The sequence below is a fragment of the Caballeronia udeis genome (assembly GCF_001544555.2).
Taxonomy (GTDB): Bacteria; Pseudomonadota; Gammaproteobacteria; order Burkholderiales; family Burkholderiaceae; genus Caballeronia; species Caballeronia udeis.
Window position 1 is genome coordinate 65,778 of the sequence record NZ_FCOK02000015.1, and the last position, 15,473, is coordinate 81,250.

The 15,473-nt window shown below is 58.6% G+C and carries 11 protein-coding genes and 3 pseudogenes; 6 read left to right on the plus strand and 8 right to left on the minus strand.

Going from position 1 to position 15,473, the window contains the following annotated elements:
• Positions 1–6 precede the first annotated feature (6 nt).
• A pseudogene (locus AWB69_RS13475) lies at positions 7–1,200 on the minus strand (DUF4158 domain-containing protein); the annotation flags it as partial.
• Positions 1,201–1,350: 150 nt separating this feature from the next.
• Here AWB69_RS13475 and AWB69_RS13480 point away from each other — a divergent pair.
• Positions 1,351–2,892: pseudogene (locus tag AWB69_RS13480) on the plus strand (phage integrase family protein); the annotation flags it as partial.
• Between the two features lie 114 nt (positions 2,893–3,006).
• On the opposite strand, the gene AWB69_RS45720 reads toward AWB69_RS13480, so the two are convergent.
• From AWB69_RS45720 to AWB69_RS13495, 3 genes are all read right to left on the minus strand, one after another.
• A complete protein-coding gene (locus AWB69_RS45720; protein ID WP_331712671.1) occupies positions 3,007–3,918 on the minus strand; it encodes a site-specific integrase in 912 nt (303 codons plus the stop codon).
• An 83-nt stretch (positions 3,919–4,001) separates the two neighbouring features.
• Positions 4,002–4,946, minus strand: a complete 945-nt coding sequence (locus AWB69_RS13490; RefSeq protein ID WP_062085404.1) for a tyrosine-type recombinase/integrase — start codon at positions 4,944–4,946, stop codon at positions 4,002–4,004.
• Positions 4,943–6,184, minus strand: a complete 1,242-nt coding sequence (locus AWB69_RS13495) for a site-specific integrase (RefSeq protein ID WP_062085543.1) — start codon at positions 6,182–6,184, stop codon at positions 4,943–4,945. Before AWB69_RS13495 ends, AWB69_RS13490 begins: the two co-directional genes overlap by 4 nt.
• Positions 6,185–6,339: 155 nt before the next feature.
• Between AWB69_RS13495 and AWB69_RS45725 the strand changes: the two are divergent.
• Positions 6,340–6,507: pseudogene (locus AWB69_RS45725) on the plus strand (tyrosine-type recombinase/integrase); the annotation flags it as partial.
• A gap of 531 nt (positions 6,508–7,038) precedes the next feature.
• Here AWB69_RS45725 and AWB69_RS13500 read toward each other — a convergent pair.
• The 4 genes from AWB69_RS13500 to AWB69_RS13515 all read right to left on the minus strand — a co-directional run bounded on the left by AWB69_RS13500 (position 7,039) and on the right by AWB69_RS13515 (position 11,329).
• Entirely contained in the window at positions 7,039–8,832 is a 1,794-nt protein-coding gene (locus tag AWB69_RS13500; protein WP_062085406.1) for an ATP-binding protein, read from the minus strand.
• Positions 8,829–10,022: an SIR2 family protein gene (locus tag AWB69_RS13505; protein ID WP_062085407.1), complete on the minus strand. Its 1,194-nt coding sequence runs from the start codon at positions 10,020–10,022 to the stop codon at positions 8,829–8,831. The genes AWB69_RS13500 and AWB69_RS13505 overlap by 4 nt, the downstream gene beginning before the upstream one ends.
• Before the next feature lie 647 nt (positions 10,023–10,669).
• Positions 10,670–11,032 carry a topoisomerase DNA-binding C4 zinc finger domain-containing protein gene (locus AWB69_RS50775; RefSeq protein ID WP_082913383.1) on the minus strand — a complete coding sequence of 121 codons (363 nt, stop codon included), beginning with the start codon at positions 11,030–11,032 and terminating at the stop codon, positions 10,670–10,672.
• 42 nt (positions 11,033–11,074) lie between these two features.
• Positions 11,075–11,329, minus strand: a complete 255-nt coding sequence (locus AWB69_RS13515; protein ID WP_062085409.1) for a hypothetical protein — start codon at positions 11,327–11,329, stop codon at positions 11,075–11,077.
• Positions 11,330–11,630: 301 nt separating this feature from the next.
• Between AWB69_RS13515 and AWB69_RS13520 the strand changes: the two genes are divergently transcribed.
• From AWB69_RS13520 to AWB69_RS13535, 4 genes are all read left to right on the plus strand, one after another.
• The gene (locus tag AWB69_RS13520) at positions 11,631–11,918 is read left to right on the plus strand and encodes an HU family DNA-binding protein (RefSeq protein ID WP_062085410.1); all 288 of its coding nucleotides are present in this window, start codon (positions 11,631–11,633) and stop codon (positions 11,916–11,918) included.
• A 183-nt stretch (positions 11,919–12,101) separates the two neighbouring features.
• Complete coding sequence (locus AWB69_RS13525) at positions 12,102–12,932, plus strand: hypothetical protein (protein ID WP_062085411.1); 831 nt, start codon at positions 12,102–12,104, stop codon at positions 12,930–12,932.
• Between the two features lie 371 nt (positions 12,933–13,303).
• Positions 13,304–13,834 carry a hypothetical protein gene (locus AWB69_RS13530; RefSeq protein ID WP_062085412.1) on the plus strand — a complete coding sequence of 177 codons (531 nt, stop codon included), beginning with the start codon at positions 13,304–13,306 and terminating at the stop codon, positions 13,832–13,834.
• Between the two features lie 310 nt (positions 13,835–14,144).
• The gene (locus AWB69_RS13535; protein ID WP_156528837.1) at positions 14,145–15,392 is read left to right on the plus strand and encodes a hypothetical protein; all 1,248 of its coding nucleotides are present in this window, start codon (positions 14,145–14,147) and stop codon (positions 15,390–15,392) included.
• Positions 15,393–15,473 lie beyond the last annotated feature (81 nt).

The following is a 15,473-nucleotide window of genomic DNA, read 5'->3' on the forward strand; positions in this document are numbered from 1 at the left end:
CTACACTAGCAGTTCGGGAGCATAGCGTCGTAGGGTCGCGTAGTGCTCGCCAAGGTGATGCAGAAAATCGAAAGATTCGGGTTGTGCAAGCTTTTGGGCTTCGACAACACTCTTTGTGAATGCATCCCACGACATGACTGATTCAATCGCTGCAAAGGCATCGCCGCCACTCTTCTTGGCTTCTAGCAAAGCGTTGCCCACCTTCCAGTATTGTCGTACCTTGTCATTGATGGACCTCCCTGACTGCTGAAACTGGCTTTGGTGTTTCTTCTTCGCGAAATTGAAAAGCTTTCCGATGATGCGATCGTGTAGATCCACAATTTCGTCGATGACGGTCGCCATGCCTTCCGTCGCCAAGGCAACGAGTGTCGCGTACCGACGCTCCGGCTCGAATTTGGCGAGATCGGCCGGTGTCATCTGCGCGCCTTCGCGAGCCATCTTCAGCAAGCGGTTTTGGTGTATCAACCGATCGATTTCCAGAGGTAGGTCAAGTGCCTGGAAGATTTTGAGACGCTGTATGTGCTGGACCATCTGGCGCGAGTTTGGCTTGCCCGGCGACAAGCGCAACCAAGCCAGCCAGGTCATCCGGCTATCGGGCTTTCGTTGTAGCAGCAGTTGATCGAGCTTTTTCCGATGGTCTTCCGACAGGGGCTCGTTCAATGTCCGATAAATGCGTCGGGTAGCTCGCGTGATGGCCTCGGAGCAGATTCGTTCGATGACATTTACGCTAGGCAGCAAGATCGATTGTCTTCGCAAATGCTCCATCAATTCGCCGGCGAGGACGATGCCCCTGTCGGTTTGCGCGGCCAATTCAAGTAGCCATTGAATGGCCGAGCGGTAGTGCGTCGTCGTGAATGGTGCTACACAAAGGATAATTTGCAGTTCCAGAAGATGTTCCCGGCGCGTCTGGTCCCGTCGACCATATTCGGTCCAATGCTCCGGCGGAAGTTGCAGTTGCTGTGCGATGGTATCCAATAGAAGTTGAGGCGGCGATTCGCCCGCAGCTAGCATGATCCCGGGGAATCGCATATAGCAAAGCTGGACGGCGAAACCAAATCGATTAGCAGCCCCTCGGCGCTGTCGAATCAGGGAGAGGTCAGACTCGCTGAACGTGTAGTAGCGAATCAGGTCATCGCGACTTTGTGGCAACGCGAGGAGATTCTCGCGCTCGGTGGCGGACAAGATTGATCGACGGGGCATCTACGTCCTCGGCAGCGATAGGGATGGTGTGACGTCTGTTTCACACCGATTCCAGGAGTCTGGCGACTCAGCGAAGTGGCAGTTTAATCGAAGCTATTTAAATAATCGGCATTATCAAACTACGGTCGTTTTAACGATAAACTGGCTTCCATGAAAACGCGTCAGTCTTCGGACCCAACCCCGCTCGAACCGGAATTTCCAGATCCAGCGTCACTCATGGCATTGCGCGGTTGGTACGCAGGCCTTAGCTCTCGCAACGCTGTCGCCCGTTATCTACCGGGTAGCAAAGCTGCAGGCCAGTCTGCCCGGGGCATCCTGGGCCGCATCCGGCGACAACTGATTGCGTTTGCGTACAGCCGTCAACGCGACGACCTGGCGGTGGTGTTCGACCACTCGATTAGTGCCCGTGCAGACCGCGCCAGTGCGGTTGAACGCGCCATCGAAGTGTTGCGCTTGGTACCGGTGCCGCAACCACAGATCAGCGACGATATTGGCCTATGGCTCGCGCCGCGCGCGGTGCAAGCGTTACGTGCATACGGCATCAATACGCTGGCTGATCTAACCGTGCGCATTCCGCGCCGACGCGGCTGGTGGAAAGTCATTGACGGTTTAGGACCGGCGAGCGCGCGAAACATCGAGGCGTTCTTCGCTTCTCGTCCCCAACTGACTGAGCGAGCTCGCGCCTTGATCGTGGCATCGCGGCACGCCGCGCTCGTTCCGTGGGAGGAGTTACGCTTGCCGCAAGAGCTCAACGGTTCGCAGGGCAATTTCCGCGCGCCGCTTCACTCCTGCACGCTCAATGCGACGAATGACTATCAAGCGGTGCAGGCGTGGCTTGCGCTAAATGAGACTCCCGCGACGCAACGCGCCTATCGCAAGGAAGCGGAGCGGCTGATCTTGTGGGCGATTGTCGAGCGCAACAGGGCCTTGTCGTCGCTTACCACCGACGATGCGATCGCATACCGTAGTTTTTTGCGACGGCCAACGCCCCGTGATAAATGGATCGGTCCGTTACGCCCCCGCAATTCGGCCGAGTGGCGCCCGTTTGTAGGCGGCCTATCAGCGCGCTCAAGCGCGTATGCGTTGTCGGTGCTTGGCGCGCTGTTTCGCTGGCTCATTGAGCAGCGCTATATCCTTGCCAACCCATTCGCTGGCGTCAAGGTGCGCGGAAACGCCGGCGTTGCGATGCTGGACACTTCACGTGGCTTCAGCGAAGGCGAATGGTTGTTGCTACGCGCGCTCGCCGACGGACTCGAATGGTCCTATGGTTGGGGGGCTCCTGCCGCCCAACGACTGCGTTTCCTGCTCGATTTCGGATACGCAACCGGCTTACGTGCCAACGAACTGGTCGGCGCAACTCTGGGCAGCATCAAAACAGACGGACGCGACGACCATTGGCTCCATCTAGTCGGCAAGGGAAGCAAGGCCGGCAAAGTGGCACTTCCACCGCTGGCGCGCACGGCGCTTGATCAATATCTGCTGAGCCGTGGGCTATCGGTCACGCCAGCGCGTTGGAATCCAAAGACCCCGTTGATTGGAAGTCTCGATCAAGATTCCACAGATGGTATTACGGGCGCACGGCTGTGGCACGTTATGCGGCGGTTCTTCTTGCAAGCGGCCGACGTGATTAAAGCGGAGCAACCAGCGACGGCCGAAAAGCTGAGGCGGGCAAGCCCGCATTGGATGAGGCACTATATGCCGTTCCGGATTATGTCGGGTTACGCGATTGAGCTCCGACGATCGACCGAAGATTGCGGGTCGTCCAGCAGATGTGCTCAAGCAATCACCCGACATAATTCGCAGGGTTTAAAGACTGTTCAGAAAGTCGAGGAGCTCGTCCGTCGGTTTGAAACGTCCTGGCTTGCCCTGTCGCGGAGTTGCCTTCTCAAGTGCCTGTTCCTTCATCGCAAGAGTCGCTTCGACATAAATCTCGGTGGTTTCCACCGATTCATGCCCGAGCCACAACGCGATGACCGAGCGACAAACACCTTGCTGCAGAAGGTCCATGGCCATGGTGTGTCTCAAACAGTGGACAGTGACCCGCTTCTGCTTCAATGAGGGGCAAACTTCACACGCGGTCTTGCGGTGCTTGTTTAGCAGGTACTGCACACCATGGACACTGAGGCGTTCACCCCGCTCGCTGGGAAACAGGACTGTGCCATCACCGCGTTGTGGTTCCCGCAACCACGCTTTCAGTACGGCACGTGTGGATCTGGCGATAGGTGAACAGCGCTCCTTTCGACCTTTACCGATCACCCGCACGTGAGCGCCCGCCCCTAGGATCAGATCCTCGCGATTGAGCCCGGTCATCTCGGATAGGCGCAGACCGGTCTGTACGGCGACCAATAGAAAGGCGTGGTCGCGCCGGCCAGACCAGGTGCCCTGATCAGGGGCGGCAAGCAAGGCGTCGACTTCCGGAGGCGTCAGGAAGTGGATCAACGTACGGGTGAAGCGCTTGCTGGGGATGGCAAGCACCCGCTGGATCTGGGCAGAATTGGCTGGTGCTTCGAAAGCGGCGTAACGAAAGAAGGAATGGATTGCCGCGAGGCGCAGATTGCGAGTGCGAATGCTAACGCCCTGGTGCTTCTCTAGCTCATCGAGGAACGAGGCAATCAGGGGAGCATCGATGTCCTCGAAGTTCAGCCGGGACGGTGGCTTATGCAGGCGCTGCTGCACGAACTTAAGAAATTGCCGAAACGTGTCGCGATAGGAACTGATGGTGTGAGGACTTGCCTGGCGCTGCTGCATCAGGCGCTGCGTGAAGAAACGTTCCAGTAACGGAGCAAAGGTAGCAAAAGTAGTCATGGCCGGTCCCCCCAGCGCTGTTCGAGTCGGCGCATCGCCTCACGCATCAGTTCGGGCGAGCCGTTCAGATACCACTGCGTATCCTCTACGTGAGCATGGCCGAGGTAGGCTGACAGGATTGGCAGACGGCGCTCCGGGTCATCTCCAGACTTGTACCAGCGTACAAGTGTGTTCGTCGCGAAAACGTGCCTCATGTCGTGCAGACGCGGGCCGTGACTGTCGGATGCGCCGCGCAAGCCGATTTGCCGCGACAACGCATAGAAAGCGCGGTGAATTTGTCCAGTGTCCATCGGGTTTCCCCAACTCGAAACGAACAGGTAGGAAGACACCGGCCGCCCCGCCCAATGATGCTCGCGTCGTGCGATATAGTCTGCGAGCACCTTGCAGGTCGAGGCATGCAAAGGAACGAATCTCGACTTGCCTAGCTTCGCGCCACGGATCGTCAGTATCCCCGCCGTCAGATCCACGTCCTGTATCTCGAGATTGCGCACCTCGCCCAGGCGCATTCCTGATACGCTCAGTAGCCCGAACAAACAATGATAGGTCAACGGCAGAAGCGCTTCCCCTTCATTGCGGTATGGCATCTCAAGCGCAGCCTGCAATAATGCGCGGATCTCGCTGGCCGAATATAAGTACGGTCGAGCCCTCTTGGGTTGGAACGGTAACAAACCCGGCGCTGGTATCTCGGTGCGAAGATCGGTGGCACTGCGATGGCGCGCAAACTGGCGCACATAGCACAGTCGTCGCGCCCATTCCGCGGGTTGGACATTCAATGGCTGTCGAGCCCACGCGAGAGCCAACGCCTGAGTAACGTAAGAAGCGCGATGCCGTTCCATGAACGCGACGAAATCTGGTAGCGCCCTGCCTGCCTCCTTCAGCTTGAATCCCAGGCTGCGCCTCAGATCGAGGTAATCCTGCACGGCTTTGCGGAGCGTGTTCATCGCACACCTCCCGGCCAGGGCAAAGCGAGTGTGCGCAACGCCTTGATGTCCACCTTGCAATATATCTTCGTGGTCTGTGGACAACGATGCCCCAACACCCCGCCGATCTCGCTGATCGAGGCGCCGTGATTTAACATCTGGGTGGCCAGGCCATGTCGGAACTGATGGGCACCCGTCGTGGGCGCGTCGATGCCAGCGCGCTGAAGCGAACGCCGGACGAGCGAGCCGACGCCATTTGGTCCAAAGCCTGTGATAGGCGCTCTTGCACTTAAAAATACGCGGCGACTGGCGCTAGGAGGACGCCCGTTCTGCAAGTATCCGGCGATTGCCTTGCCGACGTCTGCGGGTAAGGGTAGCTCATTGCGTTGTCCACTCTTGCCACGCACGTTCAACTGGCCCGAGCCCCAGTCGATATCATCGAGCTCGAGAAAGGCCACCTCACCAGAGCGCAATCCCAGTCGCGCGAGCAGGAGCAGGATGGCGTAGTTCCGGCGACCGACTGCAGTGTGTCGATCGATGCTAGCCAGCAGCTGTCGCGTCTGGTCAGCAGAAATCGCACGAGGAATTGATGGCATCGACCAGTTGGCGACGACCGGAACGGCGGCAGCCAGGTCCAGCGTAACGTCGCCACGAGAGCGCACGTAGCGTAGAAAAGATCGCAGGGCAGTGGTCATGAGTTTCGCGCGCTTTAAATGCAGACGTGGTGCGTTAAGCTGCACAAAACCCACGACATCTGCGGCACGTAGTCGCGAAAGCGTGACCTTCCCGTCACCGAAACAATAGTGAAGAAAATCGCGAACGAACGGCACGTAGTTAATGATCGTTACTGCGACGAGAGCCTGTGCGTCACGCAAGTATTCTGCGTATGCCTGTGCACAGATCTCAGCCGGTGGCACCCGACGGGTCGCTGCCTTCTCGACAGCAATCACGCCCTCACTCCGCAAAAAATCGATGAGATGCCTGAGCGCAGCCCGATCGTTAACGCATGATTGGCCTCGGACATGCCGGATGCGATAACGTAAGTACAGTATCGTGTGGTCGAAGCGGATGTCCCGTGCACCTACGCCTCTCTGCTTTAGCCATTGGCTAAAGCGTGCGGCGATTCGGACCTGCACCTTCAGTCGCTCCACGCTGTATCCCTGCGCGCCGAGCGCATTCGCAAAGGCTACCAAATAAGCTGCGAGCGGACCTTCCGGTGCTCGCGCGAGAACGACCTGATTATGAATGACGTACTTCACGATGACCTCCTTCCCCGACATGGGGAGCGGGTGGAAGGAGTCAAGATTATCTCTATTCGGAGTCGCCCGTTTGCCCTGAAAACCGCACCGTCGCGCGATTACAAGACATAATCCGGAAGGGCATATAGTGCCTCTTATATCGCCGGGTAGATAAGCGGCATTCACACGCCACTCATGCCCTGGCCCGGGGCGCCGATCTCACAAGCGTGCGCGACAACCTTCGTCACGCATCCATCGCAACCACGTCTATTTACCTTCACAGCGACGAGATCAAGCGCGCGCGGCAGATGGGCGCAGCTTTTGCCGCGCGCGCATCGCCGTAACGACGGCACAAATTGCCTTAACGTGCTTTAAATTCCGTTTTCTGAAGCCGCCCCTTCTACGGCGCCGCGGATGTCGAAACCTGCCTGGGCGAAGTCCGTGCGCCGGTCGGTGCGCATGGTGTGGCCGCTGCATTCGAAATCACACGCGAACTGCAGTTGCTTGACATCGCTGCACTTGCCCGCGTCAAGGCGCACAACATGGGGTAGCTTGAGAATTCGGAATTTAAAGCACGATAGCTGCGGCGCACAATCAATGGAATCAAATGTTTAGACGCTGCACATCTGATCAACCTCGTCTGCGGAAAGCGCGATGTGCGCAAGGCAAGCAGGACAAGGCTCTCCGGACTGCTGGCGTGCGATTTTTCCCGAATTCTCAAGCCACCCCTACGTCAGCAATGTGGCGGATTGCTGACGGTGGCAGCGTCGAGCAGTTTGACGGCGGCTTCCTGCATCGGCGAACTCACACTCCCGACCATGAGCGGTCGTTCGCTTGATTAAGGCCCATCTATAGTGAAAGGATATGAAGGCCGCTCACTCCTCAGCAGCCGGTGGCGGACTCCAAAGCCTCTCTAGGTCGACGTCCTCACTAGCTGGCTGCTTGTTGTTCGGCAAGCGGTCCACCTGAATCACCATCGGCAGCTCGAATGCCGTACCCGTCACCACACAGCATCCTTGGGACAACCCCGGGATGAGCCCGCGCGAGAGCGCGTCCAGCGTCGAGATAGTGTTATCAATCAAATACAAGTCTCGGTCATTCACTAGCCGATGGATAAAAAAGTTGTGTAGTTGGGAAACGATCGTAGGCGAGATGTCGGCCGGCCGCTGGCTGGCGATGGTGATGAACATTCCGAACTTGCGTCCCTCCTTGATAATTTCTTCGAACTGCTCCAGCCGATAGTCCTTCCAAGTTTCGCTCTCGCGCGTGGACTGGTCGGACAGAATGTTGTGCGCCTCGTCTACTATGAGATGGATGGTGCGGTCGGGCGGATTGGAGACCGTAGCTTTGTGACTGTTGTAGTAGTGTTTCGCGAACAGCAACGGCAAGACCTTTTTGACCTCGTTGTTGCAGCGACGCATCGAGATTACCGTGAGCAGACGCTCGACTGGTGGAGCATCCGAGATCGACAAGACCTTGCGAAGACTGAGCAAGGAGGACTCGACGCGTTTGAGAAGTGGTTGGATGTGTTCGAACTGAACGTAGCCGGCATTCAGGTCTGACATCAGTTGCAGATTGACGCGCAGCACGAGTTGGTCGAATTCGTCGAGCCCCAGGACGTCAAGTGTGTCGACAGTTGGCGCAATGCGCGCGGTGTACTGAACACCATCGGGGTCGATGAACGCACCGTGGTAGTTGAAGCGACCGTTGCGGTACCAAGTAACATCTGCCAGCAGATCCAACAGCGCCTGGTTTCCCATGCGCCGTGCCACGGTTCGCATCAGGTCCAGCGTTGCGGGCTTGACTTCGCCAGCGCAGAACGACTGCTGGAATTTCATCTTTGCGTAGTTGGCCAGCGCCCCCGGGTTGGCTCCGAACCTAAGCTTGCCCGTGATGACGCGATTGAGAAATGGGCGCTGCGTGTTGGGCGTGGCCTGGAAAAGCAGCGACATCGTCTCAAGCTCCCAGAACTCCTGCGGTGCTAGGGGAAAACGGGCCGTTGGATCGTTCAGGTCTGGATCTGTTTGCGTGGACAGTTGGTAGACCGTCTTGTGGTTCGCTGGAGCTAGCTGCTCACCACCGTACTCGCCATTGAAGTCTAAGATAATGAAGCGGCTTTTTCCCGCGATGAGCGGCAGCTTGAGATCGAAGAGGACGGTATGAAGCTTGGCCAGAGTGTTCGACTTGCCGCTGCCAGTGTTGCCGAATATGCCGATGTGGCTGTTGAAGAGACGCTTCCACGGCAGCCCGACCGCGATCTCCTCCTTGAGCATGCGCCCGATCCTAAATTCGCTGTCCGCCCCGCGGTCGAAGATAGACCGGATGCGCTCCTCGGGAAGCAGGTAAGCCGCGTCCTGGATCATCGGCAGATACTTAATACCTTGAGTGAACCCAGTGCGGTCGAAGAAGCCAATCGGCCTGGCCTCGACCTTCCGCACAAACGTCGTCCTGCCGTCACGGGTCTCTATCCGGCTCTCGTCCAGAAACTCGCCCTCGACCATACAGATGATGTCGCGGAACCCGCGCTGAATCGACAGGTACTCGCGGATCGAAACCCCCTTGTACTTGTCGCCCGCGTGGAAGAGAGTTTCCTTGCTCGATTGCTCGTCGATCTTCAGGACCACCTTGGTGCCATGGACGGCGATGACTTCTCCCACGCGGATGCTCATACCAGGCCTTCGACGCCCGCATCGTCGGCCGCCGGTGCCACGGGCTCTGCAGGGGGAACTGTAAGCGCGGCGGATGTAGATTCGAGCGCCTCTGGCCAGGCCAGCACCTGCTCATTGAAGGAGGTGAAGTCCATCACCCCTTCGTCGAGCACCACGCACTGGACGTTGCGGTGACCTTTGAACTTGCCCTCCGTCGCAGTATGACCCGACTTATTGAAGCAGCATACGAATACCTGCAAGCCGGGGTTGGAAAGGGAACGCATGACGAGGTTAAGGATGTGCTCGTCGGCGAACGAGAAACCAAAGGTGATAAGTACTGCGTTGGGCTTTTCGAGCTCGTAGCTTAGCAGCCGCAACATCTGGTAGTAGTGCTCCTCATAAACCGTCTCGTGGAACTTCCACTTCGTCGGGTTCACGATGGGCATCTGCTCATACTTTGTCCAGAACGCCTTCATCGCCTCGTCGGTAAACCCTGTTTCAGGGAGGTCTGCATGCGTGAAGGCTGGATTGTCGAGGGCAGCGGAAAATGGTTGCAGCAACGCGGTCGCTTCGCCATCAAGCAGAGTCTCACGTGCCGACAGGTCGTAGCCAACCTGAATCGCGGCGCCTAACTTGCTCCAGTACACTGACCCGTGCAGGTGGATCAGGTTGATCTGCGGGATGCTGCTCTGATAACGGCCAAAGACACCAGCCTGGCAAAGGTAGGCTCCGAAGTTCCTGGCCTGCAGAATGCGCTGAGTGAAGCCCCGCGCTCCGTCGTTCAGCACGAAGTCAATCTGGCCTTCTCTGATGAGGGCATCAGCCACGAGCGGGAAGCAGCCATCGTAGTTCGTCGTGAACACGTTACAGCGGCGGTCCAACGCCTTGCGGCGTTTCACCATCTCCAGCGCCGTCATCAGGAAGGTGCGGTAGTTCTTGATGACTGTGGCGCCTGAATCAGTAGCCATCGCGCCATCCAGGCTGAGCCGTTCAGCAGGCAGGATGCAGTTCGCGTAGTAGTGCATGAACAGCGGGATCAAGCGCCGGTCGTTCTCCCGCTCAAACTTGGTCGCAAGCTCTTCCAGGGTGTAACGGGCGTCGCCGTCGCCGGTTCGTAGCTGCAACTGCAGGGTCGGTAACAGGCCGAATGACGCACCCGATCCAAACAAGAAGTTGATGTCCTTGTCATAGATGTCGCTGATTGAAATCACTGTCCCTCCTTTGCCGACCACTGCTTGACATGCGAATCGTGCAAGGAGATGACGCTTGTGGACATTGCTCCCCGCGTAGCGCGACGCTTCGTATATGTTGCTCGCAAGCAGACAAGTGCTCGCTTCTGATGCTGCTTTATTACTATCGTGCTGGTTGGGCAATGATACTTGATTGCTGTGCTGGCGCACGCCTGACCTTCGGCCCGTAACGGGATGGCAACGTTCGCCAGAAGCCGCTGGTCGAGCGACAATGCCCGGATTGACACCCCCTTGTAGTAGGGCCGCGCTACGTCCGGTTCGGGTCGAAAGTACGAATTCAGCTGCCGTGAAACCGGCCACTCGCGCCGGTCGACCTACGAACGTCGGGAAAGCGCGCCATAGCCGCCTGACCAACGCCGATGCCTGAATGACCGCAATGGCCGATGATTTGCCGGATCGCTTTTATACGTGAATGACCGGCACTTGGCCGCAGCCAACGTTCGAATGTCCGTGCGAATGTATGAGCCTATGACTGTAGATGGCCGAACTCGGCCCTTCCGGTCCAACAGAGCCCCCTCTGCGACATTTGAAGATAGCGGCGCCTACGACATTTCAATTCAGCGTTGAGAGGATGTTGCCCATGCTACGTGCGCCAATTAGCGAAGTCCTCAATTCCCCAGCCAACTGAAAAACCGGCACCGCGGAAAACGCGTGCATCCGATGAACGGCTTGCCGGTGCGACTCAGCGTCTTCAGGACCAGAAAGCCTTTGCCGCAGTCGGGACAATGATCACCGACCCGTGCAGATGCTACCGAGCGCGGCGACGGGTTCTCCGGACGTCGACCCGCAGCGCCGGCGTTGCCAGCCAGGTCCGGAGGCGGGGCTGGTCGGCCATCGTCATCCGCCTGCGTGTACGAACAGACTGGCGCCATCGAACATTCCCAACGTGGCGGCAAAAGATCGTCGAGCCGACGCATTGGTTTGCGGCACTTTGGGCACAAATAGATTCCGCGTCCCGGTGACTGTGCCATCGCTCCATTCTCCCGGGCCCGGTCCAGGGGGGGCACGCTTCGTCAGAACAGCGTCGCGATTGGCATCCCGTCACTTCGCGCCGGCCGCACCGTCGGCGATCGCGCACGGCGCGTCCGACCACGGTATGTCGCGTTGGCGAGCAATGAGCGCACGCCGTTCAATCGCCGGTCGAGCTCCGACCAGTCGGCTGGCCGCAGCGACGGCGCGCCGACCAGCACAGGCAGTGCTGTTTCGAGCTGGTCCAGCAGCATGGAGAGCTTTGCCGGTGCTGCCTCTTGCCGAAGATCGCGATTCATTAACGCCTCCTCCTTTGATGCAGAATCCAGCAGGCCGTCGCGCACCACGTGTGCGACGGTGGCAGGCTGATTATCGCGACTCTTCGATCAGTTTCTCCGCGTCGCTGTGCGTTTTCATTTGTTCCACCTTGTCCTTCGTTGCCCAACCGGTCGGTGGTGCGGCTTCGACCAGCTTTTCCTTCTGTGCAGTCCGATCTTACCCGTGCAGGGGGGAGCACGCACGCCGCAGACCATCGTCAGGTCCGGCTCTTCGTTAGAATAATCGCGCGGCACCCATTTTGACGACAGGAGAAACCGCAACATGAACAAGAGCAAACTGATTGACGCTATCGCTACGCAAACCGATGCGAGCAAGGCGCAGACCGGCGAAATCCTCGACGCCACGATCGAAGCAATCACTAAAGCGGTTGCCGACGGGGAGACGGTGCAGTTGATCGGCTTCGGCAGCTTCAGCTCCGGGAATCGCGCCGCACGCACCGGTCGCAACCCGACGACAGGCGCAGAGATCAAGATCCCGGCCGCAAGGACCGTCAAGTTCGCGGCGGGGAAGGCGTTCAAGGATGCCGTCAACGGCGCAAAGAAAATGTAAGCTGACGTCCGGCCGTTGGGTCTGCGATCCGTCGGGCGGCACCCTCCCAACCGAAGATTTTCGACTCCCTGCCGTTTCACCATGTCACGTTCGTCATCCCGCCGGGCCACACGAAAACCCCTCCCGCAAGCCGCTGACCGTGGAAGGTGGGCGTTTAACTATGACCCTTGCATAACTCGCAGCATGTCAAAAAAGCTCCTACTCACAGATTTTCGGGCGGTCCGCAGTAAGCTCGAGCCTCACGACTTTGCGATCAGCGAAGGGCAGGATGTGCCACCCTCCGATTTGATCGATAAGGATGTTTGGGACGGGATCATGCACATTCCCGAGGATGTCTCGATAAGGATCTCGGACCATAACGGCAAGCGGCTTCGTCTCATGCACGGGCTTTGGCGAGATTGGATCGAGGCGATCGGCGATCCAAGCCGACCAGACGAGATGTATAACTGCCTGCTTGATGCTGCGGACTGCTTTCAGTGCGCGAACTTCAATTTCCTGCACGGCTTCTACCGGGCCGCGATTGCCGAATTGCGCACGGTGCTCGAACTCGTGATGATCGGGATATACGGAAGCCTCAATCCAAACAATAAAGATTACGTTGACTGGAAGGCAGGAAAAAAATCGGATTTGGGTTTTGGTCGATGCCGAAGGGGGATATCGGGCAGCCTGAGAAAAGAACAAGCGAAATGGATGTTCAAAGATGACGATCTGCTCGCTGCGGCGTATCAAACGCTGTGCAACTACAGCCATTCCCGGCCGGATGCGAGTGACGGTGCTCTTTGGCAAAGCAATGGTCCCGTCTACAACAACGAAGCCATAACGCTGGCCTTCGTCACGACCTTGTCGGTTTATGCGCTGAGCTATCTCTTGGTGCGTCTCGCGCGGCGCGATTTCATCATGCCAGAAGATAGCGACATACTTTTCGAACTCGATTGGATGCCAGATCACGAAGCCCTGGTACGGGCCTTTTCGGACTTGTATGGCAAGGTTCCGAAGCGGCCGCCGATCGACTGACCTCCTGGGCTGACGGCCCCTCTTGGCCGGCTGCGGTCTTTCTGCGAGCCTCGTAACAGGAGCCGCCGCGACTGCAACGGGAACCGCAATAGGCATCGGCCGCACGTCCCGGTTGGCGCGAAAGCGACCAATGTGCAAAGAAATACTGATCGTTTGGGCAAAGTGCAAAAATATGCCTGCAAACAAGCTTTCGCTTTTGAGGTGCGGCCTTATCGCGCCACCACCTGACGGGTGCAAAATATGATTGCGGCATACTGCAAAAATATTCTTCCCGTCTCACGTCAGGTGAGCTGGCAAGACCAGCGCTATTTCGCATGCGAAACGGGGAGCGACGACGGCTCCGGAAAACAACAACCGAGAGGGAATGGCGTTTGAATATTGTCTCCATTGATGCTGTCGGCGGACTTCTTCCACTGGCCGTGTCGCTCCTGTATCTGCCGCGCACCGTACGTGCATTGGGGTGGTTCTACGGTGCGATCTTCGGCCTCTCCATGCTGGTCTCGACGCGCTTCTCCTTTTGCGACAGCAACGCCGTTCACGTCGCTCCCGGCACTATCCTGCTGTGCGTTGCCCTCTGGCTACCCAGGGCGCGCGGGCGCAATTTGGAAGTGCCGGCCGCGGCCATCTTCACGCTCGCATTCATCGCGGGCTTTCCCGTGGACGTCTATCTTGGTTATGTTTGCCATGCTGCGAATGGAACCGCTCGCGTCGGCGGAGCAGGCCTGTCCGATGGGCTGATTGTGGGACCTGCAAGTCTTGCCCTTGTACACCTCGGCATCTACTATTTCTGCGAGCTGGACGAGAAAGGAAAAGTCCCGCTTGGAGATTTTCTGAAGACGCATTTTGCGGTGACCCGCTCGTCCGCCAACCGGCCTGCGTCCACCATTGCTGAGCCATCATGATCCGCATCTCGTCTAGCAGCGCGTTGCGGTCGGCGGGGCTTTGGCCGCGTCGATAGCTGCGGTATACTCACCACGCACTCCAGACAACGAGTGCCGGGTTTGGCGACCCGATTCATACAAGCGCACGGCCGCGCTATGCGGCTTTTTTGTGCGTATTGCCTCTGCGCGCCGACTTCTATGGGCGGGCCTTGGTGGGGAGACCTTCGGGTCTGCCGGCTGCTTGTGTGACCGGTTCGCCAACCCTGCCATGCGCCCGCTCACCTCATTTGGCGATGAGAAGTCGGGTAACGCTCACACAAGAGGCCGCACCGTGCATCAACATTCCATCCTTCCGCTCAAGTCGCTGCTTTCCCCCACGCTCATGCAATCGGCGCCGGCATCGGCCGACCACACAATGAACCCCGTCGATGTCGCCTGTGTCGCGACTGTGCGCCGCGCACCTGCTCGCGCTGCCTCGGCGCTGAGACGGTGTGCTGCAGCGCTCGCGATGGCCACGACTGGTACATCTGCATGCGTATCATTCCTCGCCTCATGGGAGCGCGGTGGCCAGTTATCCGAACGGCTCGTTTGGGTTGGCGTGGGTCTAGTTCTGCTGCTCGGCGCGCATCTCCTGCCAGCACTCGCGCGATCCGCACCGCTGATGCTGCGTGTTCCTGCGCTCATGCTGTGGATCCTGTCGATGCTCGCAACCGGATACGGTCACGCCACATTTTTCATGCAGGCGCAGCGGCATGCCGGTGAGCTTCGTGCGGCAGCCGTTGACGCGCGCGCCTCGATCGCCACGTCTCCGGTTTCAATCGGGCCGGACCTGACGACAATAGCCAGTGAACGTGCGCGGGTTGCGACAGAACTAGCCAACGCGACGGCGCGGAAATGTGTCGACCGTTGCACAGCTCAAACGCTACGCCGTGTGGCGCTGTCGTCCCGGCTGGACGCACTGAACATCGCGCTGGAGGAAGCCCGCCGTCATGAACGTGCGGACGACAAGCTGAGCGTGGCCCGCGATCGGCAGGCGGCTCTGCGAGCGGATGCAATGAGCGATCCGGTAACCAGTCGCGTTGCTCTTCTTCTAGGTACGTCAACGGACACAATCAATCTGGTTGTGGGTCTTGGATTCGGCGCGGTGCTTGAGTGCATCGCATGTCTTGGCTGGTTGCTCGCGTTGCACGGCTCTCCGATCACCGACGCGCCTTCGACGGCTCATAGTAACGCGGCAGTCGTGCCGAGTAACGTCACGCATCGCGCTGGTAACAACGGGACGTCAGTCTTGGCTGACGGCGTTCCTGCAGGTAACTCCGCCATTCCCGCCAGTAACGCATCGGTCGCAACGGGTCACAACGACGGGCAACTGACGAGAGATCAGGATCAGACCGTAGCGGTGATGGTAGCGAAGACCGTTAGCGCGGATCTTGCGATGCTCGCCACGGAAGTGGCCGCAGGTCGAACGCGCGCTACCGTCGCCGAGATCCGTAAGTTGTTCCGGTGCTCTCAGGCTAGGGCGATGGCGCTGCGCCGGCAATTCGCAGAAGCGATGCTGGAGCAGGCACGCGCGGCCTGACCGGATGGCGGAACGGCGGGCCAACTGTTCGCACCCTGCCAATCTAGGCAGGTAGCGTAACTGCCGCTGTTGTGGCAGGCT

Coding starts and splice junctions, on each gene's coding strand:
- AWB69_RS13490 (WP_062085404.1), bottom strand. CDS start 4,946: ATGAACACGCTCCGCAAAGCCGTGCAGGATTACCTCGATCTGAGGCGC.
- AWB69_RS13500 (WP_062085406.1), bottom strand. CDS start 8,832: ATGAGCATCCGCGTGGGAGAAGTCATCGCCGTCCATGGCACCAAGGTG.
- AWB69_RS50775 (WP_082913383.1), bottom strand. CDS start 11,032: ATGGCACAGTCACCGGGACGCGGAATCTATTTGTGCCCAAAGTGCCGC.
- AWB69_RS13515 (WP_062085409.1), bottom strand. CDS start 11,329: ATGAATCGCGATCTTCGGCAAGAGGCAGCACCGGCAAAGCTCTCCATG.
- AWB69_RS13520 (WP_062085410.1), top strand. CDS start 11,631: ATGAACAAGAGCAAACTGATTGACGCTATCGCTACGCAAACCGATGCG.
- AWB69_RS13525 (WP_062085411.1), top strand. CDS start 12,102: ATGTCAAAAAAGCTCCTACTCACAGATTTTCGGGCGGTCCGCAGTAAG.